The sequence below is a fragment of the Thermosynechococcus sp. JY1331 genome, from assembly GCF_031583475.1.
Taxonomy (GTDB): domain Bacteria; phylum Cyanobacteriota; class Cyanobacteriia; order Thermosynechococcales; family Thermosynechococcaceae; genus Thermosynechococcus.
Window position 1 is genome coordinate 1410799 of record NZ_CP134180.1, and the last position, 23377, is coordinate 1434175.

The 23377-nt window shown below is 53.8% G+C and carries 26 protein-coding genes and 1 tRNA gene; 11 read left to right on the plus strand and 16 right to left on the minus strand.

Going from position 1 to position 23377, the window contains the following annotated elements; all coding sequences use genetic code 11:
* Positions 1-2 precede the first annotated feature (2 nt).
* Positions 3-653, plus strand: coding sequence for a diacylglycerol/polyprenol kinase family protein (locus RHJ31_RS06765; protein WP_302676061.1), 651 nt, complete (start codon positions 3-5; stop codon positions 651-653).
* Here RHJ31_RS06765 and RHJ31_RS06770 read toward each other — a convergent pair.
* Both RHJ31_RS06770 and RHJ31_RS06775 read right to left on the minus strand, forming a co-directional pair.
* Positions 640-1284, minus strand: a complete 645-nt coding sequence (locus tag RHJ31_RS06770; protein WP_302676062.1) for an alpha/beta hydrolase — start codon at positions 1282-1284, stop codon at positions 640-642. The genes RHJ31_RS06765 and RHJ31_RS06770 overlap by 14 nt on opposite strands.
* A 1-nt stretch (position 1285) precedes the next feature.
* Positions 1286-2239: a LysR substrate-binding domain-containing protein gene (locus RHJ31_RS06775; protein WP_315862887.1), complete on the minus strand. Its 954-nt coding sequence runs from the start codon at positions 2237-2239 to the stop codon at positions 1286-1288.
* A 95-nt stretch (positions 2240-2334) separates the two neighbouring features.
* Here RHJ31_RS06775 and RHJ31_RS06780 point away from each other — a divergent pair, with 95 nt between their 5' ends.
* The gene (locus RHJ31_RS06780) at positions 2335-3081 is read left to right on the plus strand and encodes a pentapeptide repeat-containing protein (protein ID WP_302676064.1); all 747 of its coding nucleotides are present in this window, start codon (positions 2335-2337) and stop codon (positions 3079-3081) included.
* A 9-nt stretch (positions 3082-3090) separates the two neighbouring features.
* Here the strand turns inward: RHJ31_RS06780 and ispF are convergent, their stop codons facing one another.
* The 3 genes from ispF to uvrB form a co-directional block, all read right to left on the minus strand.
* The gene (gene ispF, locus RHJ31_RS06785) at positions 3091-3573 is read right to left on the minus strand and encodes a 2-C-methyl-D-erythritol 2,4-cyclodiphosphate synthase (RefSeq protein ID WP_149818762.1); all 483 of its coding nucleotides are present in this window, start codon (positions 3571-3573) and stop codon (positions 3091-3093) included.
* An 80-nt stretch (positions 3574-3653) separates the two neighbouring features.
* Positions 3654-4163: an allophycocyanin subunit beta gene (gene apcB, locus RHJ31_RS06790; RefSeq protein ID WP_149818761.1), complete on the minus strand. Its 510-nt coding sequence runs from the start codon at positions 4161-4163 to the stop codon at positions 3654-3656.
* A 158-nt stretch (positions 4164-4321) separates the two neighbouring features.
* The gene (gene uvrB, locus RHJ31_RS06795; RefSeq protein WP_302676065.1) at positions 4322-6331 is read right to left on the minus strand and encodes an excinuclease ABC subunit UvrB; all 2010 of its coding nucleotides are present in this window, start codon (positions 6329-6331) and stop codon (positions 4322-4324) included.
* Positions 6332-6691: 360 nt separating this feature from the next.
* On the opposite strand from uvrB, the gene pyrR reads away from it, so the two are divergent.
* Both pyrR and RHJ31_RS06805 read left to right on the plus strand, forming a co-directional pair.
* Positions 6692-7234: a bifunctional pyr operon transcriptional regulator/uracil phosphoribosyltransferase PyrR gene (pyrR, locus tag RHJ31_RS06800; protein WP_302676066.1), complete on the plus strand. Its 543-nt coding sequence runs from the start codon at positions 6692-6694 to the stop codon at positions 7232-7234.
* Between the two features lie 15 nt (positions 7235-7249).
* On the plus strand, positions 7250-8044 hold the full coding sequence (locus tag RHJ31_RS06805) for a site-specific DNA-methyltransferase (RefSeq protein ID WP_206199892.1): 795 nt from the start codon (positions 7250-7252) through the stop codon (positions 8042-8044).
* A gap of 113 nt (positions 8045-8157) precedes the next feature.
* Here RHJ31_RS06805 and RHJ31_RS06810 read toward each other — a convergent pair.
* A tRNA-Ser gene (locus RHJ31_RS06810) sits at positions 8158-8244 on the minus strand.
* A 137-nt stretch (positions 8245-8381) separates the two neighbouring features.
* On the opposite strand from RHJ31_RS06810, the gene RHJ31_RS06815 reads away from it, so the two are divergent.
* The gene (locus RHJ31_RS06815; protein ID WP_206199891.1) at positions 8382-9371 is read left to right on the plus strand and encodes a cysteine synthase A; all 990 of its coding nucleotides are present in this window, start codon (positions 8382-8384) and stop codon (positions 9369-9371) included.
* An 88-nt stretch (positions 9372-9459) separates the two neighbouring features.
* Positions 9460-10299 (plus strand): M48 family metallopeptidase, encoded by an 840-nt coding sequence (locus RHJ31_RS06820; protein WP_302676067.1) that lies wholly within the window; start codon positions 9460-9462, stop codon positions 10297-10299.
* Positions 10300-10305: 6 nt separating this feature from the next.
* Here RHJ31_RS06820 and shc read toward each other — a convergent pair whose 3' ends face one another.
* Positions 10306-12234: a squalene--hopene cyclase gene (gene shc, locus RHJ31_RS06825; RefSeq protein WP_302676068.1), complete on the minus strand. Its 1929-nt coding sequence runs from the start codon at positions 12232-12234 to the stop codon at positions 10306-10308.
* A gap of 87 nt (positions 12235-12321) precedes the next feature.
* On the opposite strand from shc, the gene RHJ31_RS06830 reads away from it, so the two are divergent.
* From RHJ31_RS06830 to cobT, 4 genes are all read left to right on the plus strand, one after another.
* The gene (locus RHJ31_RS06830; protein WP_302676069.1) at positions 12322-13035 is read left to right on the plus strand and encodes a phycocyanobilin:ferredoxin oxidoreductase; all 714 of its coding nucleotides are present in this window, start codon (positions 12322-12324) and stop codon (positions 13033-13035) included.
* An 85-nt stretch (positions 13036-13120) separates the two neighbouring features.
* Positions 13121-13414: a nucleotidyltransferase family protein gene (locus RHJ31_RS06835; RefSeq protein WP_302676070.1), complete on the plus strand. Its 294-nt coding sequence runs from the start codon at positions 13121-13123 to the stop codon at positions 13412-13414.
* 44 nt (positions 13415-13458) lie between these two features.
* Positions 13459-14229 carry a peptidoglycan editing factor PgeF gene (gene pgeF, locus RHJ31_RS06840; RefSeq protein WP_302676071.1) on the plus strand — a complete coding sequence of 257 codons (771 nt, stop codon included), beginning with the start codon at positions 13459-13461 and terminating at the stop codon, positions 14227-14229.
* A complete protein-coding gene (gene cobT, locus RHJ31_RS06845; protein ID WP_302676072.1) occupies positions 14226-15314 on the plus strand; it encodes a nicotinate mononucleotide-dependent phosphoribosyltransferase CobT in 1089 nt (362 codons plus the stop codon). The genes pgeF and cobT overlap by 4 nt, the downstream gene beginning before the upstream one ends.
* A 30-nt stretch (positions 15315-15344) precedes the next feature.
* Here the strand turns inward: cobT and RHJ31_RS06850 are convergent, their stop codons facing one another.
* The 9 genes from RHJ31_RS06850 to RHJ31_RS06890 all read right to left on the minus strand — a co-directional run bounded on the left by RHJ31_RS06850 (position 15345) and on the right by RHJ31_RS06890 (position 22660).
* Entirely contained in the window at positions 15345-15881 is a 537-nt protein-coding gene (locus RHJ31_RS06850; protein ID WP_302676073.1) for a hypothetical protein, read from the minus strand.
* Positions 15878-16846, minus strand: coding sequence for a metal-binding protein (locus RHJ31_RS06855; protein ID WP_302676074.1), 969 nt, complete (start codon positions 16844-16846; stop codon positions 15878-15880). The genes RHJ31_RS06850 and RHJ31_RS06855 overlap by 4 nt, the downstream gene beginning before the upstream one ends.
* A 43-nt stretch (positions 16847-16889) precedes the next feature.
* Positions 16890-18677 (minus strand): serine/threonine-protein kinase, encoded by a 1788-nt coding sequence (locus RHJ31_RS06860; RefSeq protein ID WP_302676075.1) that lies wholly within the window; start codon positions 18675-18677, stop codon positions 16890-16892.
* Positions 18678-18771: 94 nt separating this feature from the next.
* Positions 18772-19572, minus strand: a complete 801-nt coding sequence (locus RHJ31_RS06865) for a tetratricopeptide repeat protein (RefSeq protein WP_206199882.1) — start codon at positions 19570-19572, stop codon at positions 18772-18774.
* 38 nt (positions 19573-19610) lie between these two features.
* Positions 19611-20093 (minus strand): 2Fe-2S iron-sulfur cluster-binding protein, encoded by a 483-nt coding sequence (locus RHJ31_RS06870; RefSeq protein ID WP_206199881.1) that lies wholly within the window; start codon positions 20091-20093, stop codon positions 19611-19613.
* A gap of 50 nt (positions 20094-20143) precedes the next feature.
* Positions 20144-20815, minus strand: a complete 672-nt coding sequence (locus tag RHJ31_RS06875; RefSeq protein ID WP_302676076.1) for a V4R domain-containing protein — start codon at positions 20813-20815, stop codon at positions 20144-20146.
* Positions 20816-20871: 56 nt separating this feature from the next.
* The gene (locus RHJ31_RS06880; protein WP_206199879.1) at positions 20872-21357 is read right to left on the minus strand and encodes a phycobilisome protein; all 486 of its coding nucleotides are present in this window, start codon (positions 21355-21357) and stop codon (positions 20872-20874) included.
* Between the two features lie 9 nt (positions 21358-21366).
* The gene (locus tag RHJ31_RS06885) at positions 21367-21942 is read right to left on the minus strand and encodes a hypothetical protein (protein ID WP_302676077.1); all 576 of its coding nucleotides are present in this window, start codon (positions 21940-21942) and stop codon (positions 21367-21369) included.
* Positions 21923-22660: a V4R domain-containing protein gene (locus tag RHJ31_RS06890; RefSeq protein WP_302676078.1), complete on the minus strand. Its 738-nt coding sequence runs from the start codon at positions 22658-22660 to the stop codon at positions 21923-21925. Before RHJ31_RS06890 ends, RHJ31_RS06885 begins: the two co-directional genes overlap by 20 nt.
* 332 nt (positions 22661-22992) lie before the next feature.
* Here RHJ31_RS06890 and RHJ31_RS06895 point away from each other — a divergent pair, with 332 nt between their 5' ends.
* A complete protein-coding gene (locus RHJ31_RS06895) occupies positions 22993-23373 on the plus strand; it encodes a methylated-DNA--[protein]-cysteine S-methyltransferase (RefSeq protein ID WP_310445762.1) in 381 nt (126 codons plus the stop codon).
* Positions 23374-23377 lie beyond the last annotated feature (4 nt).

Consider the following 23377-nt stretch of genomic DNA (forward strand, 5'->3'; position numbering starts at 1 on the left):
CAATGACAATGTTCTGGGCAGGAATTTTGGTCACCAGTTGGCTGGGCTTGGTGCTGTTAACCGCAGAACTGATTCACGCTTGGCTTCCCAATGCCAAGGAATGGTCACGGAAAGTGGTTCACATTGGTGCCGGTCAAGTGATTCTCATTGCCTATGCCTTGGGGGTACCCACGAGTTGGGGAATTGTGGCCGCAGCGATCGCTGGCGTCGTCACACTGCTTTCTTACCGCATACCGATTTTTCCCAGTATTAGTGGCGTGGGGCGCCAAAGCTGGGGCACCTTTTTTTATGCGGTGAGTATTGGCACATTAATGGCGCTCTTTTGGAACACGCTGCCGGAACTGGCGGTTCTGGGAATTTTAGTGATGGCTTGGGGAGATGGCTTGGCTGCCCTTGTGGGGATTAACTGGGGACGCCATCCCCTGCCGCGAACCAGTAAAAGCTGGGAAGGAACCCTGACCATGTTCTGTGTGAGTACCGTGGTGGCGGCTCTATCCCTCACCCCCATTGCGACCTTAGAGTTGCTCTGGATTGCCCCCTTAGTAGGTCTGGGTGCGACCCTTTTGGAACTGATTGCTTGGCGAGGGGTTGATAATCTCACAGTTCCGATCGGTAGCGCTTTGCTTGCCTATGGGTTACTCAATTTGAGTTGATGTTAGGCAGGGTCTTCTCAATAAACTGGCGGGCGATCGCGATCGCGTCTCCATTAATTTCATGGGCCATGGGTAGGGCATGAAACGCTCCCTTCACGCCTGCCGCTTGCAGGGCTTGCCAACTGGCTTGGGCACTGGCAAAGGGCACGACAGGATCGGCTGTGCCATGGATCATCAGCACGGGCGGTGAGGTAGAGCTTACCCCTGGCGGGCGCACCAAATAGCCACTAAAGACCAACAACCCTGCCAAGGGCAACGTTAACCCCACAGCCAATGTCAGTGCTCCCCCTTGGGAAAACCCCCCTAACATTGTGCGGCTCAGATCAATGGGCAAGCTGGCAATCCACTGCCGCAGTGCCGCTTCACTGGTGGCTAGATCCATTGCCCGCTCATCGAGCAGTAATGAGCCACCGAGGGCATCGTGCTGATTCAGGTCGTACCACATCCGCCCTTGGGGGACGTAAGGATGGGGAAAGGGGGCTTCCGCTGCATAGGTTTGGGCTTGGGGAGCCAGCAACGATCCAAGGGAAATCAGATCTGCGGCATTGGCACCCCAGCCGTGGAGCAATAGAAGGCTGTGATCTGCCGCGATCGGCGGATCGGGAAAGGTGAGAAATTGGAGGGTTGTCATGCTAGACGGGGTTGAGTTCCTTGGCCGGCGCCACACTAGGATAGGTGAGGCTCGATTCAATCATTTCCCGACCCTCGGTGGACACATAGTCAAAGAAGGCCTGAGCCACAACCGACAGTTGTTTGCCCGCAGGATAGACCAAATGCCAGTGCCGCTGAATCGGGAAATGTTCGACATCGAGAATCGTCAACTGGCTGGACTCGCGATCAAGGGCTAAGCAGTGGTGAGACAGGACAGAAATCCCTAGGCCGCCAGCGATCGCCTGCTTAATGGACTCGTTACTTCCCAGCTCAAGGCGGATATTGATCGGCACACCGTGCTCTGCAAAGAGCTTCTCCACCGCTTGGCGGGTGCCCGATCCCTGCTCCCGCATAATAAAGGGTTCTCCCGCCAGTTCTTGGATCGGGATTTTACTGCGACCACTGAGGCGATGGTGACTGGGGGCAACCACCACTAAGGGATTATCCAAAAAGCGGTGGCACTCCACATCCAGATTCTCCGGTGGGCAACTGGGAATGTAGAGATCGTCCATATTGCCTCGAATGCGCTCTACCACCTGTTCATGGTTGGTGACCGTCAGGGCAACATCAATCCCCGGATAGCGCTGGCAAAATGGCCCCAGCAGCCGCGGAATCACATATTTGGCCGTGGTAATGACACACAGCCGCAAGTGTCCCTGCTTGAGACCCTTGAGATTGGCAACGGCCATTTCAAAGCGCTCAAGGCGCTCAAAGATGTCTTGGCAGGTGGCCAGCAGTTCCTTGCCGGCTTCTGTCAGATAGAGCCGCTTGCCCACTTGCTCAAAGAGGGGCATACCAACGGCACGGGTCAACTGCTTCATTTGAATCGAAACGGTGGGCTGCGTCAGAAAGAGTTCCTCGGCAGCGCGGGTAAAACTTCCGTGGCGAGCAGTGACCTCAAAAACCTTAAGCTGATGTAGGGTTGCTTGTTTCAAACCCATTCTCCTTTCGTCAGCGATAGAGCTACATAGATGAAATTCTATCAAATTTCACGCCACGATAACGAAATGTGAGGAATCTCAAGGCAAGAATGATGATCAAAGGGCACTTAAATCAGGTAATGAGCGATCGCCTGCGGGGGGGAAAAGACCTCTGGAACGAATGGCGGCGAGCTTATCCTCAGCTTACTGTAGATTTGAGGGAAATGAATCTTACGGGCATGGATCTGCGGGGCTATGACCTGCGGGGCTGCAATCTCAGCCGTGCCTGTCTGCGAGAGGTGAACCTTGCCCACGGGGATTTGCGCTTTGCTAACCTCTATGAGGCGGATCTGACAGCGGCGAACCTCGATGATGCCGATTGCCGAGGGGCGTTGTTCTTAAAAGTGGTGGGCGATCGCGCCACTGCCCAGCGGGCAAATTTTCAACTGGCCAACTTGCAGTACGCTCGGTTGACCTATGCCGATTTCTCTTGGGTCACTCTTGAACAGGCGGATTGTCGCCACAGCAATTGGTGTCAAGCAGATCTCAGCCATGCCCGTGCTGCTTCTAGTGATTTTTCCTTTGCGCTGCTGATGGCAGCCAGTCTCAATGAAGCTACGCTGCGGTTTGCTCATTTGGTACAGGCGTCCTTGGAGGGGGTTCAAGCCTATCGCTGTAACTTCTATGCGGCCAATTTAGCCTATGCAGGACTGACGCGCGGCTATTTTTCCCATGCCCTTTTTGTGCGTGCTAACCTCAGTCATGCCATCTGTCGCTGGGCCAATTTTCGCCATGCCAATCTCCAGCAAAGCCAGTGCGAGCAAACGGATTTTCACTACAGCCTGTATGTTCGCTAGTAGTTCATCTTAAGCTTCTGACTGGAGCAGCGCCACGGCATAGGCGGCAATGCCCTCTTCACGCCCCACTGGCCCCAGTTTTTCATTGGTGGTGGCTTTGATACTAATCTGGTCGCGATCAATCCCTAGGGTGGTTGCAAGGCGATCGCGCATCTGGTCGAGGTAGGGTTTCAGCTTCGGACGCTCTGCCACCACTACGGCATCAATGTTGCCCACTTGCCAACCCCGTTCTGCAATCAGTGCCGCTACTTTCGCCAGCAAGACTTGGCTATCTGCCCCTGCCCACTGCGGATCACTGGGGGGAAAGTAATGGCCAATATCGCCAAGGCTGAGGGCCCCCAAAAGGGCGTCCATAATTGCGTGGGTGAGGACATCGGCATCACTGTGTCCCAAGAGTCCCAAGGTGTGTTCTAGTTTGATACCGCCTAAAATCAGAGGCCGCTCGGGCACCAATTGATGGATGTCGTAGCCATTACCAATGCGAATTTTCATACTTGCTGCACAGGACAACGAAAGGGCGATCGCCAACGCCACCGCCCTCTATTGTTGCAGAGTCTTCTATCTTGGCCAACCTAGATATTCACTTCACTCAGTTGCCGACACATGTAGTCAAAGGGTTGTTCGACAATACTCGTGTCCTCGATGCCCGCCGCTGCCACGCGATCGCGCACAATCTCCTTCATGATTTGAATGCCGCGCACCGTTGGTCCAATGGGTACCCCTAGGGAGTTGTAGGTTTCCCGCAGACCTTCTAGCACTCGCTCATTGAGGACATCCACATCCCCGGCCACAATGGCGTAGGTGGCATAGCGCAGGTAGTAGTCCATATCCCGCAGGCAGGTGGCATAGCGGCGTGTGGTGTAGGCATTGCCGCCGGGTTGAATCAGTTCCGGCTGCTCTGTGAAGAGGGCAGAACCCGCTTCCTTCACAATGGCTGCGGCATCGCCATTGATCACTGCTGCCGCTTTAACCCGTACCGCACCGGAATTAAAGTAGGAGCGCAAACTGTCAACAGCATCGCGATCGAGGTAGCGACCGGTGGAGTCATAGTTTTTAATCAGTGTGGTGACGGCATCACGCATAGGTTTTTCTTACTCCTAGAACTGGTAAAACTAGCGTCAACCCGAACGCCAGCCGAAATTGCGCGGATCTAAAATCGTACTTAGCTTATCACGGTAGGGTTTCTCCCCCTTCGCTCCCGTTTACGGACTGTTGCGAACTATTACAAAAGTTCATAATTCTAGGGGTGCCCCACGAGGCGATCGCGCAAACGCTTAATTTGATCGCGGTAGCGGGCAGCCTCCTCAAAGGCCAATTCTTGGGCAGCCGCCTTCATTTTCGCCTCAAGGTCTTGGATCAGTTGGGGGATGTCCTCTAGGCTCAGTTCCTGTAAGGTTTGGCAAGATAAGACAGGCATCGACTCGGCACTGAGGCGGCGAGACACCTCCAAAAAGGCCAAGATGGCATTGCTGGTTTTCTTGACAATGGGCTGGGGAGTAATGCCGTGGGCTTGGTTGTAGGCCAGTTGAATGGTGCGGCGGCGCTCCGTTTCTTGGATGGCTTTTTGCATACTGTCGGTGAGGGTGTCGGCATAGAGAATCGCCTGTCCACGGACGTGCCGGGCAGCACGGCCAATGGTTTGAATCAGCGATCGCTCCGCCCGCAGGAAGCCCTCTTTATCTGCATCAAGGATGGCCACCAAGGACACTTCAGGTAAATCCAGTCCCTCCCGCAACAGGTTGACACCAATCAACACATCAAAGTCCCCTTGGCGCAGGGCTTCAAGAATTTCAATGCGCTCAATAGCATTGATTTCTGAGTGCAGATAGCGCACTCGTACCCCCCGTTCTTGGAAGTATTCCGTGAGATCCTCGGCCATGCGTTTCGTGAGAGTGGTCACCAGTACCCGCTCCTGGCGATCGCACCGCAGGCGAATCTCCCCATAGAGATCATCCACCTGTCCTTGGGTGGGACGGACAAAAATTTCCGGATCCACGACCCCCGTCGGCCGAATAATTTGCTCGACAACTTGCCCTTCAGACACCGCCAATTCCCAATCGCCGGGGGTTGCCGAGACAAAAATACATTGCTTCACCTTTTGCCAAAATTCCTCCGCCTTGAGGGGGCGATTATCCGCCGCACTGGGCAGCCGAAAGCCGTGATCAATCAGCACTTTTTTCCGCGCTTGGTCGCCATTAAACATCCCGCGAATTTGCGGCACTGTTACATGGGACTCATCCACCACCAACAGCCAGTCGTCAGGAAAATAATCAATCAAACACTCCGGCGGTTCCCCCGCTGCCCGGCCGGCGAGATGGCGTGAGTAGTTTTCCACACCGTTGCAATAGCCCACCTGTCGCAGCATTTCCAAGTCATAGCGGGTACGTTGACTCAGGCGCTGTGCTTCAAGGAGTTTATTTTGGGCTTCCAAGTAAGCCACTTGGGCTTGCAGTTCCGCTTCAATGGCAGCACAAGCCGCTTCCAGGCGTTCGGCAGGGGTGACAAAATGCTTCGCGGGATAGATATTCAGGCGTTCGACACTCTGCAGTGTTTCCCCCGTCAGTGGATCGACATAGCGAATCGCTTCAATGTCATCCCCAAAAAACTCAACCCGAATGATGCGATCCTCATAGGCTGGGCCGATTTCTAAAACATCTCCCTTGACACGGAAGCGCCCCCGCCCCAGTTCCACATCGTTGCGCGTGTATTGAATGGTGGCCAGTTGCCGCAGCAGTTGTCGCAGATCCGTTTCACTGCCCACCTCCAAGGAAATCGCCGCTTTGAGGTACTCTGCTGGAATACCCAAGCCGTAGATGCAGCTAATGGAGGCAACGACAATTACATCCCGCCGTTCAAAGAGGGAGCGGGTGGCCGAGTGTCGCAACATATCAATTTCTTCATTGATAGAGGCACTTTTTTCGATGTAGGTATCGGTAACGGGAATGTAGGCCTCAGGCTGATAGTAGTCGTAGTAGGAGATAAAGTACTCGACGGCATTTTCTGGAAAGAATGAGCGCAGTTCATTGCACAGTTGCGCCGCAAGGGTTTTGTTGTGGGCCAGCACAAGGGTCGGGCGGCCAAGGGCCTCGATCACGCGGGCGATCGTGTGGGTTTTGCCGGTGCCCGTTGCCCCCAGCAATGTTTGGAAGCGATATCCCGCCTGTACCCCTGCAACCAGTTTTTGAATGGCTTGGGGTTGATCTCCCGTCGGTTCAAAGGGAGCGTGAATACGAAAGGGAGTGCTGGTCATTGCCCAATTTCTAACGAATTCTTACCTAGCTTTTAGGGTAGTCGAGCAACGGAGGAGCGAGCCACCCAAAATCTTGTTCAGAAGGATTGAAGGCGCTTGAAACGGTCAAAACCACGTCCTCGCCTATTTGAGAAAGCAGCCCTAAGATTTGGTATTCTAAATAACAGTTTCTCGTGTATTGTAACAGTTAATTGCGCCAAATCTAAAGAATTGGTAAAAGCTTTCGCTCCCCCAAAATATCGGCAGTATCGTAGGGAAGCAAGATACCTCCTAACTGCGTCTTTGGCCCTACCCGCTTGGCGTAGGGTCTCTTTTTGCGGGAATTTCGCTAAAATCTGTGAATTCCCTACCGTGACGGCTATGGCTGGTGAAGTCGTTGAAATTCTCAGTGCCGATGATCTACGGCGCACTGTCACGCGCTTAGCCTCCCAAGTGGTGGAGAAGGCTCGCGATGCCCTCGACAAATTAGTGTTGTTGGGGATTCATACCCGTGGGGTTCCCCTTGCCAAGCTGTTGGGGCAACAAGTTGAACAACTGGAAGGAGTGAACCTCCCCATTGGTGAGTTGGATATTACGTTTTATCGCGATGACTTGGATCGCATTGGTCCACGCACACCGCGTCAGACCCTGATTCCCGTGGATCTCTCTGGGCGGATTGTGGTCTTGGTGGATGATGTGATTTTTAGTGGCCGCACGATTCGCTCTGCCCTCAATGCCGTCCATGATTACGGTCGCCCCAGTGCCATTTGGTTATTGGTACTCATCGATCGCGGGCACCGCGAATTGCCGATTCACCCCGACTTTACGGGTAAAGTACTGCCCACGGCTCGCGATGAAGTGGTCAAGGTACTCTTGCAGGGGATTGATCAGCGGGATGGGGTAGAGCTATGGAAACCCTCTTAATCTTGGGAAAACTCAATGCCATTCATCTCAAAAAAAGAAGCCTTCTTTCAAATGAAAGATACATGGCTATTCAATGCCAATAGCCTTGATGCTGATTTATTTACTGAGCCTTTTATTGACCTGATTGTGACTTCCCCGCCCTACAATGTGGGTCTTGAATATCGCTCAGTCAAAGATGATGTCCCCTACAGCGATTATCTAGAATTTAGTCGCGCTTGGCTGTCCAACTGTTTTCACTGGACAAAAACGGGCGGGCGGTTTTGCCTTAACATTCCCCTCGATAAAAACAAAGGGGGACAGCGCAGTGTTGGCGCGGATTTGACGGTTTTGGCTCAAGAGGTTGGCTGGAAATATCAGTCCACCATTGTCTGGAATGAGGGTAATATTTCGCGGCGGACGGCTTGGGGATCGTGGATGTCGCCCTCAGCACCCTATGTGATTGCGCCTGTGGAGTTAATTGTGGTGTTGTACAAAGAGGAGTGGCGGCGCAAGTCCGATGAAAAGGCCGATATTACTCGGGAAGAATTTATGGAATGGACAAACGGGCTATGGACATTCAGCGGCGAAAGCAAAAAAAAGATTGGTCACCCTGCACCGTTTCCAAGGGAACTGCCGAGACGATGTATCAAGCTCTTTAGTTTTCCGGGCGATATCGTCTTCGATCCCTTTTGTGGCAGCGGCACAACACTGGTGGAAGCTTTTGCCAACAAACGAAAAGGCGTCGGCGTTGAAATTGATCCTCGATATGCAGAACTGGCAAAGGAGAGACTCCTGAATGAGATTACACTTTTTGATGTGATCAATTTATAGGACTTTTCGAGCTTGACGGGTTCTATTAGCCAAGCTTCTAGGTCAGTCGTGCCACTACATCTATCGCTAGCTAAAGCGAGGTACCCGTTTTTCTAAACTATCGGGGACATCAACGGAGAGGGGGGGATTCGAACCCCCGTTAGGTGTTACCCTAAACTTGATTTCGAGTCAAGCGCATTCAACCACTCTGCCACCTCTCCAAGGATCTCCAATCATAGCAAAGGTGAATGCCAAAGGCACACTTCGCGATTGACTCCGTCACGCTCCCCCTCAAGGCAATTCTGGCGGCAAACCCCTTTACGATAAAAGTATTCAGTTAACTTAAAACAACGACGGCATGGATATTAAACAGGGTTTTGTCGGCACCGTCGGGCAGACGCCGCTGATTCGCCTCAACTACTTTAGTGACCTCACAGGCTGTGAAATTCTCGGTAAGGCAGAGTTCCTCAACCCCGGTGGCTCTGTTAAGGATCGGGCTGCCCTCTACATTATTGAAGATGCTGAAAAAAAGGGCCTTCTCAAACCCGGTGGTACGGTGGTCGAAGGCACAGCAGGCAATACGGGCATTGGCCTAGCCCACATTTGTAATGCCAAAGGCTACAAGTGCCTGATTGTGATTCCCAATACCCAATCTCAAGAAAAAATTGATCTGTTGCGTACCCTAGGTGCCGAGGTGCGCCCCGTTCCCGCTGTGCCCTACAAAGATCCCAATAACTATGTGAAGCTCTCTGGCCGGATTGCTGCTGAGATGGAGAATGCCATCTGGGCAAACCAGTTCGATAACTTGGCCAATCGCCAAGCCCACTACGAAACCACTGGCCCTGAAATTTGGCAGCAGACCGATGGCCGCATTGATGCGTGGGTAGCAGCTACTGGCACGGGAGGCACCTATGCGGGGGTGGCGATGTACCTCAAGGAAAAAAATCCCGCGATTCGCACTGTGATTGCCGATCCCATGGGCAGTGCCATCTATAGCTATGCGAAAACGGGCACCCTCAGTAGCAGTGGCAGTTCCATTACCGAAGGCATTGGCAATAGCCGCATTACCGCCAACTTAGCAGGCGCTCCCATTGATGATGCGATTCAAATTGAGGATCAAGAGTGCCTTGAGATCATTTATCAACTGCTGCACTACGATGGCCTCTTTATGGGTGGCTCCGTCGGGATTAATGTGGGGGCAGCGGTACGCCTCGCCAAGGAACTCGGACCCGGTCACACAATTGTTACTGTGTTGTGCGATGGGGGTTCCCGCTATCAATCGCGGCTCTTTAATCCAGAGTGGCTGGCCAGTAAAGGGCTACGGGTGCCAGAGATTAAAAAACGTTAAGCCTTGGGAACAATGTCTGAAATAGAGGGGTCAGAAGGGGGCAAGTAGCCGCTAGGCGTGGGTGTGGACTTTACGCGAAATATTAGCCGTGAAAAAACAACGTTGGTTTCTCCTCTTTGCCAGCTTGGTCTGTGGGGTGGCGATCGCTCTCCATCCTGTGGCTGCACAGGCTCAAAATCTCTGGCAGCGGTTACTGTTGCAGGGGATTCAGGTCATCCAACTATCGAATATCTCGCCCCGCCAAGAGGTGGCCTTGGGGCAACAGCTCCATGAGCAGATGCTGCGGCAAGGGATGCGCCTTGTTCGCAATCCCGCTGCGCAAAACTATGTGCATAGCATTGGTGACCGCTTGGTTAATGTCGGCGAACGTCGAGGTGTGCCCTACCAGTTTCACATCATCCAAGACCGCCAAGTGAATGCCTATGCTACAATGGGGGGCTTTGTCTATGTCACTACAGGGCTAATGCTGCGGGCGGAAAACGAGGCGGAACTAGCCAGCGTCATTGCCCACGAAATTGGCCACATTGATCAGCGCCATGTGATTCGTCAACTGCAACAAATGGCGATCGCCCAAGGCTTAATGACGGCTGCGGGCTTGGATCGCGATCGCGGGCTACAAATGGCCATGGAACTTGCCTTTCGACGTCCTCGCAGTCGTGAGCAGGAACTAGAGGCCGATCGCTATGGGTTGGGGCTATTGGCTCGCAGCAACTATGATCCACGGGCGATGGTGACATTTCTGCAGAAATTGCAACGGGAGGGAGGAGCACCGCCAACGATTTTGAGTACCCACCCTGCGCCGCGCGATCGTCAGTTGCTTGCTGAAAACTTAATTCGCTCTGGTTTGAGCAATGACTGTGTGGTTGCCCCCCAACCCCTGTGTGGCACCGATCCGGTGGCCTATCAACAACAACTGCGCTCCTTCTAATCTCACCTAACTAGCCAACAGATTGCGCCAGCGAGCATAGCGCCCCAAGGCCGTCAGCGGAAAGTGCTGCTGGTAGTAGTGGTACTTCAGGTAAAAGTGGCAGGGAAAGCCCGTACCAGTGAAGTAATCCTCGTGCCATGTGCCATCGGCGCGCTGGGTCTGCAGCAGGTAGGCAATCCCCTTTTCAATAGCTTTTGTGGCGTAGTCTCCTGTGGCATCGCCAGCGGCCAAAAGGCCAATAATGGCCCAAGCAGTTTGGGAAGCAGTGCTATCGCCTTTGCCCTTGAGGGAAGGGTCGTTGTAGCTCCAGCAGGTTTCACCCCAACCACCATCGGCATTTTGACACTGCACCAACCACTCAGCGGCACGGCGAATGCGCCAGCGATCGTAGCGAGGAGCAACAAGGGAGAGGGCTGCCAACACCCCACTCGTGCCATAGAGGTAGTTCACCCCCCAGCGGCCAAACCAACAGCCTGCCGGTTCCTGCTCATGGCGCAAGTAAGCAAGGGCGCGATCGAGGGCACCACTGTCAAAGGCCAACTGACACCGCCCCACCATCTCCAGCACCCGTGCCGTGACATCAGCAGTATTCGGGTCAATCATTGCCTTGAGATCGCCGTAGGGAATGGCATTGAGCCAATCTTGGTCATTGTCCACATCAAAGGCTGCCCAGCCCCCCGGCCGACACTGCATTGAGGCAATCCAAGCGACTGCCCGCTCAATGGCTCGCCGTTTGAGGTTTTCATCAGGCAAGGTCACAGCATGAAGCGCCATCACCACCACCGCTGTATCATCCACATCGGGGTAGAAGCGATTCTCAAATTCAAAGGCCCATCCCCCCGGCTGACCTTTTTTGTTTTTTACGTGCCAGTCCCCATAGTCAAGGATTTGCTTGGACAGCAACCATTCGCCAGCTTTGACCAGGGCGGGATGATCGGGGGCGACGCCTGAATCCACCATGGCGCGCATGACCAAGGCAGTATCCCAAACTGGGGAGACACAGGGCTGGACGCGATACTCGGTGTCGGTTTCAATCGCAAAGCGATCCACTGCTGCCATCCCCCGCTGCACCATGGGGTCATCCACAGCATAGTCAAGGGCACGCAATGCCAATAGGGAGTTGAGCATCGCCGGAATAATGCCGCCCCAGTCGCCACTAGCTTCTTGACGCTCGAGCACCCATTCTTCGGCGGCCTTTAGCCCCTGTTCTCTGAGGGGATTAATGTTCAGGGTTTCAAAGAGCTTGAAAACGTGATCGAGACCAATAAAGACATCACTCCAGTCGCCTTGGCGGGGCAGTTCCCAGATCACATTTGCCCGCCCTTCGGCATAGAGTTCATCGAGGGTAATGGGCGGATCCATGGCATAAACGGGCTTGCGATCCATGACAATCAACAGCGGCACGGTGCTGCTGCGTGCCCAACTAGACATCTCATAAATAGTGAAGGGGCTACCCTCCGGCAGGAGCATGATCCAAGGGGGGAGGGAGGGAATCCCACGCCAGTCGTAGCAGCCAATGAGGGCAAGGTGCAGTTTGGTAAAGATGCGAGTTTTGCTAATGCCACCGCGAGCAAGGATAAATTGCCGTGCCTTCACCAAGGCAGGATCATCGGCGGCCACGCCCAACAGTCGCAGTCCCATGTAAGCCTCAACACTGGTGCTGAGATCGCCGCCATCGCCATAAAATAGCTCCCAACCGCCGTGATCCCGCTGATGGTTGCGCAAATACTGTTCCGCTTTGGCCAAGGGTAGCCGCTGTTCGGTGCCCCAGATTTTGTGGAGCAGGATCACCTCTGCGGTCATGGTCACATTGGACTCTAATTCTGCCCACCAGTAGCCCTCAGCATATTGCTGTGAAAAGAGAAAGTCTTGGCTGGCGCGAATCGCCTGTTGGAGTTGCTTTGGGTCAATGGCAGCGGCAATTTGAGTTTGCATGATTCCTCGGCTGTTAGACTCTTGGTTAGTTTAGCGGGGGCGATCGCTCCCTCGCAAGCGGCACAGACTTGGGTTAGGATCAAGGCTATGTCTCTCCGTCAACACCAGCATCCCCTAATTCAGCGGCTCGCCGATCGCATTGAGCAGATTTGGCAAAGCACTTTGCCCTTAGCCCCCTATACCCTGCCTGAGGATCTCGGTTATGTCGAGGGCAAACTGGAAGGGGAGCGGCTAACGATTGAGAACCACTGCTACCAAGCGCCGCCCTTTCGCAAACTTCACCTTGAACTGGCACGGGTGGGGGAGAGTCTGGATATTTTACACTGTGTCATGTTTCCAGAGCCGCGCTACGATCTGCCAATGTTTGGCTGTGACCTCGTGGGTGGCCGAGGGCAAATTAGTGCCGCAATTGTGGATCTCTCGCCGGTGACGGGTGAGTTGCCCGCTGCCTATACATCGGCCTTAAATGCTTTGCCAAAACTCACCTTTAGTCAACCCCGTGAGTTGCCCCCTTGGGGACATATCTTCTCGTCCTTTTGCATTTTTATTCGGCCACAGGGAGACACTGAGGAACAGCAATTTCTCGATCGCATTGGTGAGTACCTCACGCTCCACTGTCAACTTAGCCAGCAAGCTGTGCCCACGGATCACCCGGAAGCGGTTATGGCCGGGCAACGGCAGTACTGCCATCAGCAACAGCAGAACGATAAAACCCGCCGGGTTCTGGAAAAAGCCTTTGGTGCTGCTTGGGCAGAACGCTACATGACCACCGTTCTCTTTGACTTGCCCCCTGCTGCCTAGAACCCCTTAAGGACTCTCTCCCCGATGAACCGCATCAGCCAGTGGATCGGTCAGATTCAGATTAAAGGAATAAGGAAACATTGGAATGTTGAGTCGTCAATTAGGGATCAATACCTTAGAAAACCATCGAGAATCCCTTAAAAAATTTGCAGTAAAGACCCTGCAGCTGTTTGGTTCAGTGGTACGGGAGGAAGCTCACGCTGAAAGTGATGTTGATTTGTTAGTAGAGTTTGAAAGGCCTGTTGGATTATTTACCTTCATTGAGCTAAAAGAATATTTGGAGGAAATCTTAAGCTGTTCTGTTGATTTGGGCACACCCCAATCTTTACGTTCAACGCTTAGGGAGGAGGTATTAAAGGAGGCGATTCGTGCCTTCTAGGGAGCTACGAGAACGCCATAGTTTAGCTGTCATTGGATCTGACAATGTGGCGCTGGCAAACCACTGACCTCGGGCGCTTTCTTACCTGCGATCTTTTGCAGGGGTTTCAGCATGGCTTCTTTACTCGCGATTGGCAAGGACAAGACCTCAGCACCCTCACCGCAGCCCTAGGCACGACAGCAACACCGCTACGGACACAACAGGTGCATGGCGATCGCGTGGCTTTGGCAGCAGAAGTTTTAGCCCGTGATGAACGATTGGCAGCGGATGCCCTTGTGGCCACAGGGTCTGATCAAGCCCTCTGGGTGTGTAGTGCCGATTGTGTGCCGCTACTCATTGCCGATGTGGGCAGTGGACGGGTTGCGGCGATTCATGCGGGGTGGCGGGGGACAGCGATCCAAATCTCTAGGGCCACGCTCCAGCAGATGCAAGCATTCGGCAGTGATCTTGCCAATTTACGGATTGCCATGGGGCCTGCGATTCGCGGTGAGGTCTATCAAGTGGGGCTGAATGTGACCCGTGCCTTGGCGCAGACCATTCTTGAGGGGGTGACGGAAACCACTGACCGCGATGATCTTTACCAGCGTCTCGCTGCCTTAGACCCAGAGATGATCTTTCTTGATCCAGACCCTGAGCGACTTCGGGTGGATGTGGCACGGGTGAATCGCTTGCAATTGCTGCAATTGGGGCTAAGGGACGAGCAAATTGCCCTGTCTCCCCACTGTACGTTTCGCGATGCTGAATGCTTTTTCTCCTATCGCCGTGAACACCTCAAGCAGGTGCAGTGGTCGGGAATTATTAGTCGATTAGTATGATTGGCGTTGCCACGGGAGAATCCATTGCCCGCGCTTGGGGCGATCGCCACTGCCAGCACCCCGACTTTCCTGCCCTAGTCTGTGTTCTTGGCTTTACGGAAACGGCATTGATTCCCGGAATCTCGGCGGCGGGTCAAACCCCCAGCGATCGCCGAACCACAGCCCTAGCGGATGGCGAGTTCCTGCTGCGAGGCATTCAACCCTACTACCGCTATCCGCTGCCACCCCTGACGGCGGGTGCGTCCCCTGCTCTAATTAGTCGTGCCCTCATTGAGGCTTTGGCGTTGCCCCTCTACGTCTTTGATGCGGGTTTACCTTTGCCGCGTCTGCCCGAGATGATTGACTTGGGGGGCGCACCGGCGCGCTGCCTAACCACGGCTGAAGCGATGACAGCCCAAACCGTAGCGCAGCTCTGGGAACAGGGATGGTCTTGGGGAGCCAAGCTCAGCAGCCAATATCCGTGGCTGATCATTGCTGAATGTGTCGTGGGCGGCACAACCACTGCCCTTGCCCTCTGTGAAAGTTTGGGCATCCCCGCTCGCGATTGTGTAGGCAGTAGTCATCGCCAGAGTAACCATGCCCAAAAGTGGTCACTCGTGCAACAGGGGCTTGCCCATCTCCCTGCTAATGCGGATCCTTTCACTTGTGTAGCAGCGATTGGCGATCCAATGCAGGTGGTGGTGGCGGCTATGGCCCTGCGGGCAAGTCAAACCTGTGGTGTGTTGCTGGCGGGGGGGTCACAAATGATGGCGGTCTATGCCTTTGCGCGAGCGATCGCCCAGTGGCGTCAGCTTCCTTGGTGTCCTGAACAAATCGTGGTGGGCACAACCCGCTGGCTGATTGAAGATCAAACGGCTCAGATTCACCGCTTGGCAGAGCGTGTTCAGTGTCCACTCATTTACACGCAACTTGATTTCAGCGCATCCCGTCATCCTGCCCTGCGTGCCTATGAACAGGGGTTTGTCAAGGAAGGGGTTGGTGCGGGGGGGTGTGCCATTGCTGCCCATCTGCTGGCGGGCTGGAGCAATTCAGACATGGTGCATATTATTGACAGGTTGGGCGATCGCTGGTCTAAAGGGATGTGATCGCGACTTTCATTGGGGAAAAGGGGGAGGTTACTGGGGATTCAGCCACTCGATACTGCCCGGAAGCTCTCTTAGAATATCGGTTTCGACTAAGATGAGGCGATCGCTCCGCCCTGAGCGACGGTACACAGGATATTTGCCTTGATGTTTTTTTAGAGCCTCTGTAGGTTGGGTCACTTGAACGGCGAGATCGACATTCTTTTGCACAAACGCTATCAGTGCTGTGCGCTGCACCAAAATAAATGAGTTCAACGTTTGAAAGGCAATATAGTCTGAGTGACCGCCAAACAACCAGCCTTGATCACGTACCCCCTGCAATTCTATCCAAGTGTATTGATCTTGGGGCTGCGGGTCTTGGCGTTGAATTTTCTTGACTGCCTTGATGTCCACTTTCAGGGACTCATGCCCCTTAATCAACAAACAATCCCAGTGCTCATGAATATCAGCAGCTTCGCTCGCGTGGTGAACTTGGAATCCCTGCTTGCGGGCAAGGTCTAAGAAGGCGTCCTCTGCTTTGAGACCACGTTTGAGATTTTCGCCCTGACCGTCATACTGGTTGGGTTTCATAACTCACTTTCGGCTCCCTCATCTCCTCTCAGCGGTTCACTCATCGCCAACTGACAGGCCGCAAGACTGGCACTGCTGTACATCTGCTCTAGGGTGGCCATTAACTGCGCCACTTCACTAGGAACCTCATGGGGAAAGGGGGGTAACACTGAAAGCACCGCATGGGGTTGACCACTGGGGACAAGCACCACTAACTCTGGGGGTAGGGGCTGGCGATATTGGCAAAAGGGAGCATCGGTTTTCGGTGGCTCATAGAGGGGTGGGGGGGTGGGCACCATAGAGGGGGTAGTCGCCGTTGCCCGATAGTGGCGCAGGCGTTGGAGAATCTCCTCTTTGGTTTTGCCCCGCAACTGAAAGAGTAAAAAGGGGTCTTCGTTGAAGTATTGCCCCAGCAAGTAATAAACCGCGCCAATATGTTTGCAGGGATTGACGGGGTCAGGGCAATTGCAGCGGCTATGGATGTCGAACTTAGTAAAGGGAAATAAACTCAGTCCAGCTTGGGTAAAGACTTCTTCAATACTGGGGGGCAGTTCTCCCGCTAGGAGCTTCGCGGCATAGAAGGCTTTTTGTGCCATGCCGTCAATGGCATATTGCCACTGCTCTTCACTAAAGGCATCCAAATGCAGTTTGACGTGATAGGGTTCGGGAGCCGTGCCTTGAACTTGGGCATGGACTTGGTTGCCCTTGAATTCCAAGGTGAGCACCCGTCCTTCACGGACATAATTGCGTGCCCGCTCTAGGCGTCGGCGCCAGCCAAAGGACTCTAGCACACCAATCCAGCGTTCACTCCACCAATGTTGACGCCCTTGAGCACTGTCGCGATCGCCCGCTGCTACCTCAACGACGGGTTCAGGGGCTACCGTTGTCGCTGTAACATCAAGGGTGGTGGGAGATGACTGCTGCTTTTGCTTTTGTTTCAGACTGGCCGCTTTGCGGGTAATTTTGAGAATCTGGGGCTGTTTCATGGGGCATATCCCACGGCTATTCTTTCTATCATAGGCGGCTGGCCTAGAGGATGAGGTCAATTTCCCAGGCCGTAATATCCCACGTTTGCAAAATATACTTGCCCTGATGCTGCCGAACCAGCCAAAGGTGGCGATCGCCCGTAAAGCCGAGGCCACAAATCTCCTGCTCACTTTCAGCCGTGCCGACAATTTCGCCGCTGTGGGTCACTATGTTCAAACGATGGCGACCCGCCACCACATAGCCCCAGGGCGTAGCACAGAGAAATTGGGGACGAAACCGCAGCCCCAAGCGTTGAATCCGCCAAGGCCGCAAATGGAGGAGCATCAATAGAGGTTGCTGCGGATGATCTTCAAACGCTGCTAGTTGCCACGGCTGGTGATGGGCCGGGGTAAACAATGTCAGGTGGGCAGGCAGTTGGGTGTATAGCCGCCAGTGTCCGCGGCGGTCAAACAGTTGAAAATGGGTGGTGGCATGCTCCGTCTCGGAATGTTGGGAACGACTGATGACCAAGCCATAACGACGATTGAGGAGGAGTGTATCCACAAAAGCTCGTCCCTGCCATCCACAGCGGAGAGTGCGCTGTCCTTGACCATTGAGCAGTTGGACATGAAGTGTTAATTCTCCTGCATCATCAATCTGCGTTTCTGCACACCAATAACCAGTGGCGTCAATGGCTAATCGGTTCAGAGTGGAGCGAAGATGACACTCTAGGGGAATGAGCCCGTCATGGAGGCAGAAAAGCTGCGGTGGCTGCCCTTGGATGCACAGCCAAGCCCTCAATTCACCGCCATAGAGTTGAATCGGCAACGGTGGCAGCGGCCATTGGCCAATCACTTCAGGGTGAGATTCCTTGGCTTGCCAGGCCCACAGGCGATCGCCCACCACCCCATAGAACCTTGTGGCCGTACTAGCAACCTGTTGGGGCGGTATCGCTAAAGAATAGCCTTGGGGTTCCCCCAGCCAAACTGCCGCCGGTGACCTAGAGAACAACAACAGCTGCTCATGACGCTCTGCCTCGATCACCTCTAGGGCTAATTGCACCGCCATCGTCATTTCCGCTGCACTTTTATAGCGGCGCTGCGGTAATTTATCCAACGCTTTAGTAATAATGCTCCGCACCAGAAAGGGCAAGCCTTCAGGAAGGGTATAGGGACGGCTAAGGTGGGCAGTCATGAGTTCAGCAGGTGTGCCGTGGAAGGGGCGATCGCCAACGATCATCTCGTACATGAGAATCCCCACTGCATAGAGATCCGAAGCGGGCATCGTCTGACCATAGAAACGCTCCGGCGCCATATAGGCAGGAGATCCCGTTTGACCGCTGCCCTTGACATCCTCAATGAGGCGTGCGACACCAAAATCGGACACCTTTGCCTGCCAGCCCGTAGCAGTCACCTCCAGCAGGATATTTTCCGGTTTGAGATCGCAGTGGAGAATGCCGCGATGATGGGCGTAGGTCAAAGCTGCCAGCACATCCAGCGTAAGGCGCAAAGCGGTGGTCAGGGGTAAGGCCTGTTCTTGCTCTAGGAGCGATCGCAAGGTCCCCCCGGCACAATAATCCATTACCAAACTGCGGCTTACTTGGGAGCTATGGTGCACGCGAATATAGTCAATCGCCTGACAACCCACCACATGGGGATGCTGAAGCGTCAGGAGAAAATTCAACTCCCGCAAAAAGCCACGGGTCAGCAATTGCCGCTCGCTGAGCACCTTAATTGCCACCAGTTCACCCGACTCGCGATTGACCGCCAGATAAACTTGTCCGTACTGGCCTTGACCGGCTAGATCCACCAGCCGGTAACGGGAGGTTTGGGCAGCACGAGCCGTGGCCAACAAGGAGCCTCAACCATCAACGAAAAACATTTCTCAGAATGATTCGCAATTTTGCCCCTGTCAATGCAGGGTCAGCAGCAAAATGAATTGTCCCCTAGGAGAAGAGGATTTCTAAGGGTACCTCTTTATTGTCCTGTTCAATACTCCCCACTTCATGGATACGCTTGGCCAGATCCCGTGCCCGCTGATAACTGCTAATGTCCCCTTGTTCAAAGAAGAGCTTCGCCGCTGTGCGCAAATCCTCTACTGCTCCCTTGCGATCGCCCAAAGTTGAGCGCGCTACACCGCGATTGTGATAGGCCTTGGCATAGCTATCGTTAATTCGAATCGCTTCTGTGTAATCGAGAATTGCTGCTTCGGCATCCCCTAGACGCTGATGGGTCAGACCGCGATTGTAGTAGGCCTTGGCATGGCTGGGATCCACTTGGATCACTTGGGTATTTTTCTCGATTTCCCGCAAGCAATCCAGCACTTCCTCAATTTGTTTTTGCTCGGTGTCAAGAATGCGGGTGTAGTCGTGGAGATCCCGTGCCCCTTGGTTGAGTTGCATGACCTGTTTCTGCACATCCTCAAGGCGATCGCATACCTGACTCAGGGCAAGGGTGAGACCGCCGACCTCTGACTGCTGCTGCCCTTGGGACGCCACCAATTCAGCAATTTTGGCCTCCTGTTGCTGCACAAAGGCTTGGAACTGGGCATCCAATTTTTTACGGCTCACTAAGTTTAAGCCCACCGCCAATGAGAGGGGCAAAGGAGCGATCGCTGTCAAAATGGCCTGTTGGGTCGCAGCCGCCGCCACCGACAACACAACCGTTAGCCCTGTTGCGCCCCATTCTAGGGGTGCTAGCCCCCTGCCCGATGGCGTGTCATGGGAATTCAAACTACGGTCTTCCATAAATGGTGCCTCCCTGAGGATGAAAATGAAGTGGTTGGTTAGGCATCCGACGTATTGGCGAGATATTGCCCCACCTGCACTTGGGTATCTTTCAGCTGGGTAATCATCGTGCGGGTAATGAGCTTGCCCGCTTCCACCAAGACGCGGCCATCGAGGGGGTGCAAAATATCCTGCTCAGCCCGCCGCCCAATCAAAGACTCAATATCTTCAACCGCGCTGACATACATCCCTGAGGGTAGCTCCACCACTACCCCCGGCCCCAGTACCCGTGCCTGACAGGCCAAGCGAGAGGTGGCATTTGCCGTTGTAATCACTTCAAGGGTGCGTTGCTCGCGCTTACTGATCGGGGAGAGGCTCTCCATCCCCTCTTTGATATAGACATGGCAGGTGGCACACATCCCGCGCCCGCCACACTCCTTGAGCACATGGAGTTCAGAGTCCAATAGAGCAGACAGCAAATTGTCATTGGTATTAATCGTGGTTTCCCGCGAGATGGGTTCAAGTTTGACAACTTTGGCCACTGCTCTTTTCTCCTTTTAATGACGCATCGAGAGTTACTTTAGGATCATACTCAAGCGGCTTGAGTGCGACATAGCCGCTCCATAATCGTGTCATGATCCTGTCCCTCTTGCAGCCAAGCCTTAGCCGGTTCGACCCGCTCCCGCAAGCCCAAGACAAAGAGGTTATTGGTTGCCCCTAGGGTTTCACAGGCAGTTTGCACACAGTGGAGATCGCGACCGGTCAATTGGCTAAAGAAGGACTCTAAAATCCCCGCCTCGGCAGCGCATTGGGGCTGACCCGTATTTTTGGGAGCCGCCGCCGCAAAGGGGGAGTCCCACGTTTTCACCACCAAAAAGCCCTGCTGGTAGAAGCTCACATCGAGATCAATCGTGCCCCAACCGTGGGTCTTCCAGCATTCCTTGAGACACTGGAGAAACTCCACCATTTCCATTTCCGCAAGGGGACGGCGATAGTACTCGCTGACCTCCTCGACAAAGCGGCGGTAAAAGTTCTTGCCCCACCAGCGACCACAGTTAAAAAGCACAACCCCATAGGCCTGCCCCACTTCTTGATCGAGACCGGCATAGATGGATTGGAGCAAAATATCGGGTAGGGCAATCAGACGGGCACCTTTGCGGTTTTCAATCAGACCTGTTTCAAAATCCCCCTGTACATAAGCATCGGCAGCGTAGTAATTGCCGAGGATGATGGGGTCTTTGACCAAATCAGCAACGGAGATCATAGGGCATCCTCATTCGTAGGCATAACAAGCACTTTCAGCAGACTTCCAACCCTAACCTAGGCGTGGACAGAGACCACCGCTGGCAGACCCACAAGGGTCGCTTGGGCGTGATCCAACAGCGGCAAAATCAAGTCCTGCTCAGCCTCGGTGAGCATTTCCTTGAGGCGGGCACTGAGAAGCTCGTGGCAACTGCTCCATAGGGTTTGGGTTTGGTGGGCGTTGACCACTTTCGTGAGCCACTCGAGGAGCCGATGCTGCAAAAACTCGGGGTTATTCAGGAGCATGGCCATGGCGGCATAGCGCAGTAGGGCGATCGCCTGACGCAACACTTGCTCAAGGGTTTGGGGATTTTCGGTGGGGTATTTCTTTTGCAGAGTGTCGGCCACAGGCTGGAAGATTTCAATTTCATGATCCCGCAGAAATTCATAGGTACTCAACCGCTGTTGCAGAGACTCGATGTGGTGGCGGAAGACTTTGATGTCCACATTGCTGAGGTAGTTTTCTTCGGCTTTGTAGTAGAGATTCATTAACTCCGTGTGCATAGGGATCTCCTAAAACAGGTTTGATAAGTCTGAGAGGGTGACTTCGGGTTCCATGGGGGCAGGGGGCGGGGGTTCCACTTTCCTCACTTGGGCAATCACGGGTTGGCCTGCCCAAGGAATACTGGCACAGAAGTCTTTGACCGACAGGCGCCAGAGGCACAGACTTGGCTCGAGGGAGATGGCTTGATCCGGACGGCCTTCCCAGTTGAGTTGGCGGAAGAAGGTTTCTACCGACCATGCAGCCCAAGGGAGGGTAGGGGCAGCAACGGGGGGAGCCGCCATTTCCTCCTCTAGGGGGGGTGAGATCGCAGGCAAGATGACCTCAATCCCTTCCCAGTTCATGTGACCAAAGAAGTCCTTGACGCGGTAGCTGGGCCATTCTGTGGGACTCGTGGGAGCGATCGCCCCTTTGACCTCAAGCCCCAGCCAATTGACCCGCTGCCAAAATTCTCCTACTTTCAGGGATTGCCAGTTGAGAACCAAGGTTTCTGCGACCGGCTGCTGGTGCACCAAGCCCAGCCAGTTCAGTTCCTCAAAGAATTCAGCAACGGCTTGCTGTTGCCAATTACCGTTTCGGTTTTTCATAGACCAGTTCTCCACTGCGGAGCCGTTTTTCAATATCTTTGGCGGAGGCTCCTTCGTTTTGCCAGAAGGCAGCGGCATCAATGCGATCCTGCTTGCCGAGCAGGAACTTGCAGTAGGTTTCTCCCATAGCGTAGCACTGGATTTCAATACAACTGAGTTCTTTTTGAATCAGGCCGCTAAAGAAACCGGCAAAGAGGCCTGCGTAGAGATGGCACACGGGTCGGCCAACGTCCCCCAAGGTACGCGCCACAACCGAATCAAAGATGTTGATAAACATGAAGCCGTGTTTTTGCTCGCTGAGATCCACTTCCCAGTTGCCCCAGCCTTGGGTTGTGCAGGGCCACCACCAAGCTTCGAGGACATAGGGGAGCCGCATTTGCTTGATCCCCTGCTCATAGCCATATTCCGTGGGAAACCACTCTTGGAAGAAGCGGGCATCGCGGCGTCCCCATTCTTCACCAATTTTGTACATGACGACGCTGGAGGCAGGACCAACTTCCTCTTCAAGGCCTTCAATGAGGCCAATGACGAAATCTTCGGTGACGAGGAGGTTGCGGGCATTGTTCCAATCGGTGTAGGTACCGCGATCGCTATCGAATTCAAAGAAGTCCCAAAAGGCATAGTGATGGTGGCGTTTCGGGTATTTTTTGCGCAGGAGATGGTTAACACCATAGCGATCGCCAGCGGCGGCTTGGGGTCGGGAACTGGTCATGGTCATAGGGCGACTCCATCAAATAGCGTCAAGAATATCGACAAAGACAATTGGAAACTCAAGTCAAAAAAGCATAGAAGCCATCATTCAGCAAAAAACAATTCGATGAGAAACACATCATGGTTCAACACAAAGCAAAGAATTCCACCCTCCCCTGCCTCAGCATTGCTGCTGCTTAAATCATGACCGATCTATCTTTTCGGGGGCAGGTGTTCTTAATTGAATTTAGTAATCCTGTTACCACCCTTAATGTTTAATCTAGGGGGTTCATTTTGATGCTTTCCTCCGTAGGAATACGGATTTAGAGGAGTTGAATGTGCCTTAAAATGTGAAATCTTATGAAGACAGAGATGCAGGCACTGACATTTCAACAAAAAATTTATTGGTTAGTGAAGCAAATCCCCGTAGGACGTGTGGCCACCTATGGCCAAATTGCCGCCCTGTGTGGTTGGCCGCGTCATGCACGCTATGTGGGCTATGCCCTTTATCAAGTGGCACCGAATTCTGACATTCCATGGCATCGGGTGGTTAATGCCCAAGGCAAAATCTCCTACGCGCCCCAACGCCAAGGGACGGATGAGTTACAGCGCTGGCGCCTAGAGGCAGAGGGGATTATTTTTGAGGCGGGCGATCGCATTAACTTGAGGCGCTACCAGTGGCAACCGTCGGTTATAGTTGATGAGCTGTTGATCGCCACAGAAACCTCAGCGGTAGGGTAAGTCT

Coding starts and splice junctions, on each gene's coding strand:
- RHJ31_RS06875 (WP_302676076.1), bottom strand. CDS start 20,815: ATGATCTCCGTTGCTGATTTGGTCAAAGACCCCATCATCCTCGGCAAT.
- pgeF (WP_302676071.1), top strand. CDS start 13,459: ATGTGGCGCTGGCAAACCACTGACCTCGGGCGCTTTCTTACCTGCGAT.
- RHJ31_RS06880 (WP_206199879.1), bottom strand. CDS start 21,357: ATGCACACGGAGTTAATGAATCTCTACTACAAAGCCGAAGAAAACTAC.
- uvrB (WP_302676065.1), bottom strand. CDS start 6,331: ATGACCAGCACTCCCTTTCGTATTCACGCTCCCTTTGAACCGACGGGA.
- RHJ31_RS06835 (WP_302676070.1), top strand. CDS start 13,121: ATGTTGAGTCGTCAATTAGGGATCAATACCTTAGAAAACCATCGAGAA.
- RHJ31_RS06765 (WP_302676061.1), top strand. CDS start 3: ATGACAATGTTCTGGGCAGGAATTTTGGTCACCAGTTGGCTGGGCTTG.
- RHJ31_RS06895 (WP_310445762.1), top strand. CDS start 22,993: ATGAAGACAGAGATGCAGGCACTGACATTTCAACAAAAAATTTATTGG.
- RHJ31_RS06890 (WP_302676078.1), bottom strand. CDS start 22,660: ATGACCATGACCAGTTCCCGACCCCAAGCCGCCGCTGGCGATCGCTAT.
- RHJ31_RS06815 (WP_206199891.1), top strand. CDS start 8,382: ATGGATATTAAACAGGGTTTTGTCGGCACCGTCGGGCAGACGCCGCTG.
- cobT (WP_302676072.1), top strand. CDS start 14,226: ATGATTGGCGTTGCCACGGGAGAATCCATTGCCCGCGCTTGGGGCGAT.
- RHJ31_RS06770 (WP_302676062.1), bottom strand. CDS start 1,284: ATGACAACCCTCCAATTTCTCACCTTTCCCGATCCGCCGATCGCGGCA.
- shc (WP_302676068.1), bottom strand. CDS start 12,234: ATGCAAACTCAAATTGCCGCTGCCATTGACCCAAAGCAACTCCAACAG.
- apcB (WP_149818761.1), bottom strand. CDS start 4,163: ATGCGTGATGCCGTCACCACACTGATTAAAAACTATGACTCCACCGGT.
- RHJ31_RS06830 (WP_302676069.1), top strand. CDS start 12,322: ATGTCTCTCCGTCAACACCAGCATCCCCTAATTCAGCGGCTCGCCGAT.
- RHJ31_RS06780 (WP_302676064.1), top strand. CDS start 2,335: ATGATGATCAAAGGGCACTTAAATCAGGTAATGAGCGATCGCCTGCGG.
- RHJ31_RS06885 (WP_302676077.1), bottom strand. CDS start 21,942: ATGAAAAACCGAAACGGTAATTGGCAACAGCAAGCCGTTGCTGAATTC.
- RHJ31_RS06850 (WP_302676073.1), bottom strand. CDS start 15,881: ATGAAACCCAACCAGTATGACGGTCAGGGCGAAAATCTCAAACGTGGT.
- RHJ31_RS06855 (WP_302676074.1), bottom strand. CDS start 16,846: ATGAAACAGCCCCAGATTCTCAAAATTACCCGCAAAGCGGCCAGTCTG.
- RHJ31_RS06805 (WP_206199892.1), top strand. CDS start 7,250: ATGCCATTCATCTCAAAAAAAGAAGCCTTCTTTCAAATGAAAGATACA.
- RHJ31_RS06865 (WP_206199882.1), bottom strand. CDS start 19,572: ATGGAAGACCGTAGTTTGAATTCCCATGACACGCCATCGGGCAGGGGG.
- pyrR (WP_302676066.1), top strand. CDS start 6,692: ATGGCTGGTGAAGTCGTTGAAATTCTCAGTGCCGATGATCTACGGCGC.
- ispF (WP_149818762.1), bottom strand. CDS start 3,573: ATGAAAATTCGCATTGGTAATGGCTACGACATCCATCAATTGGTGCCC.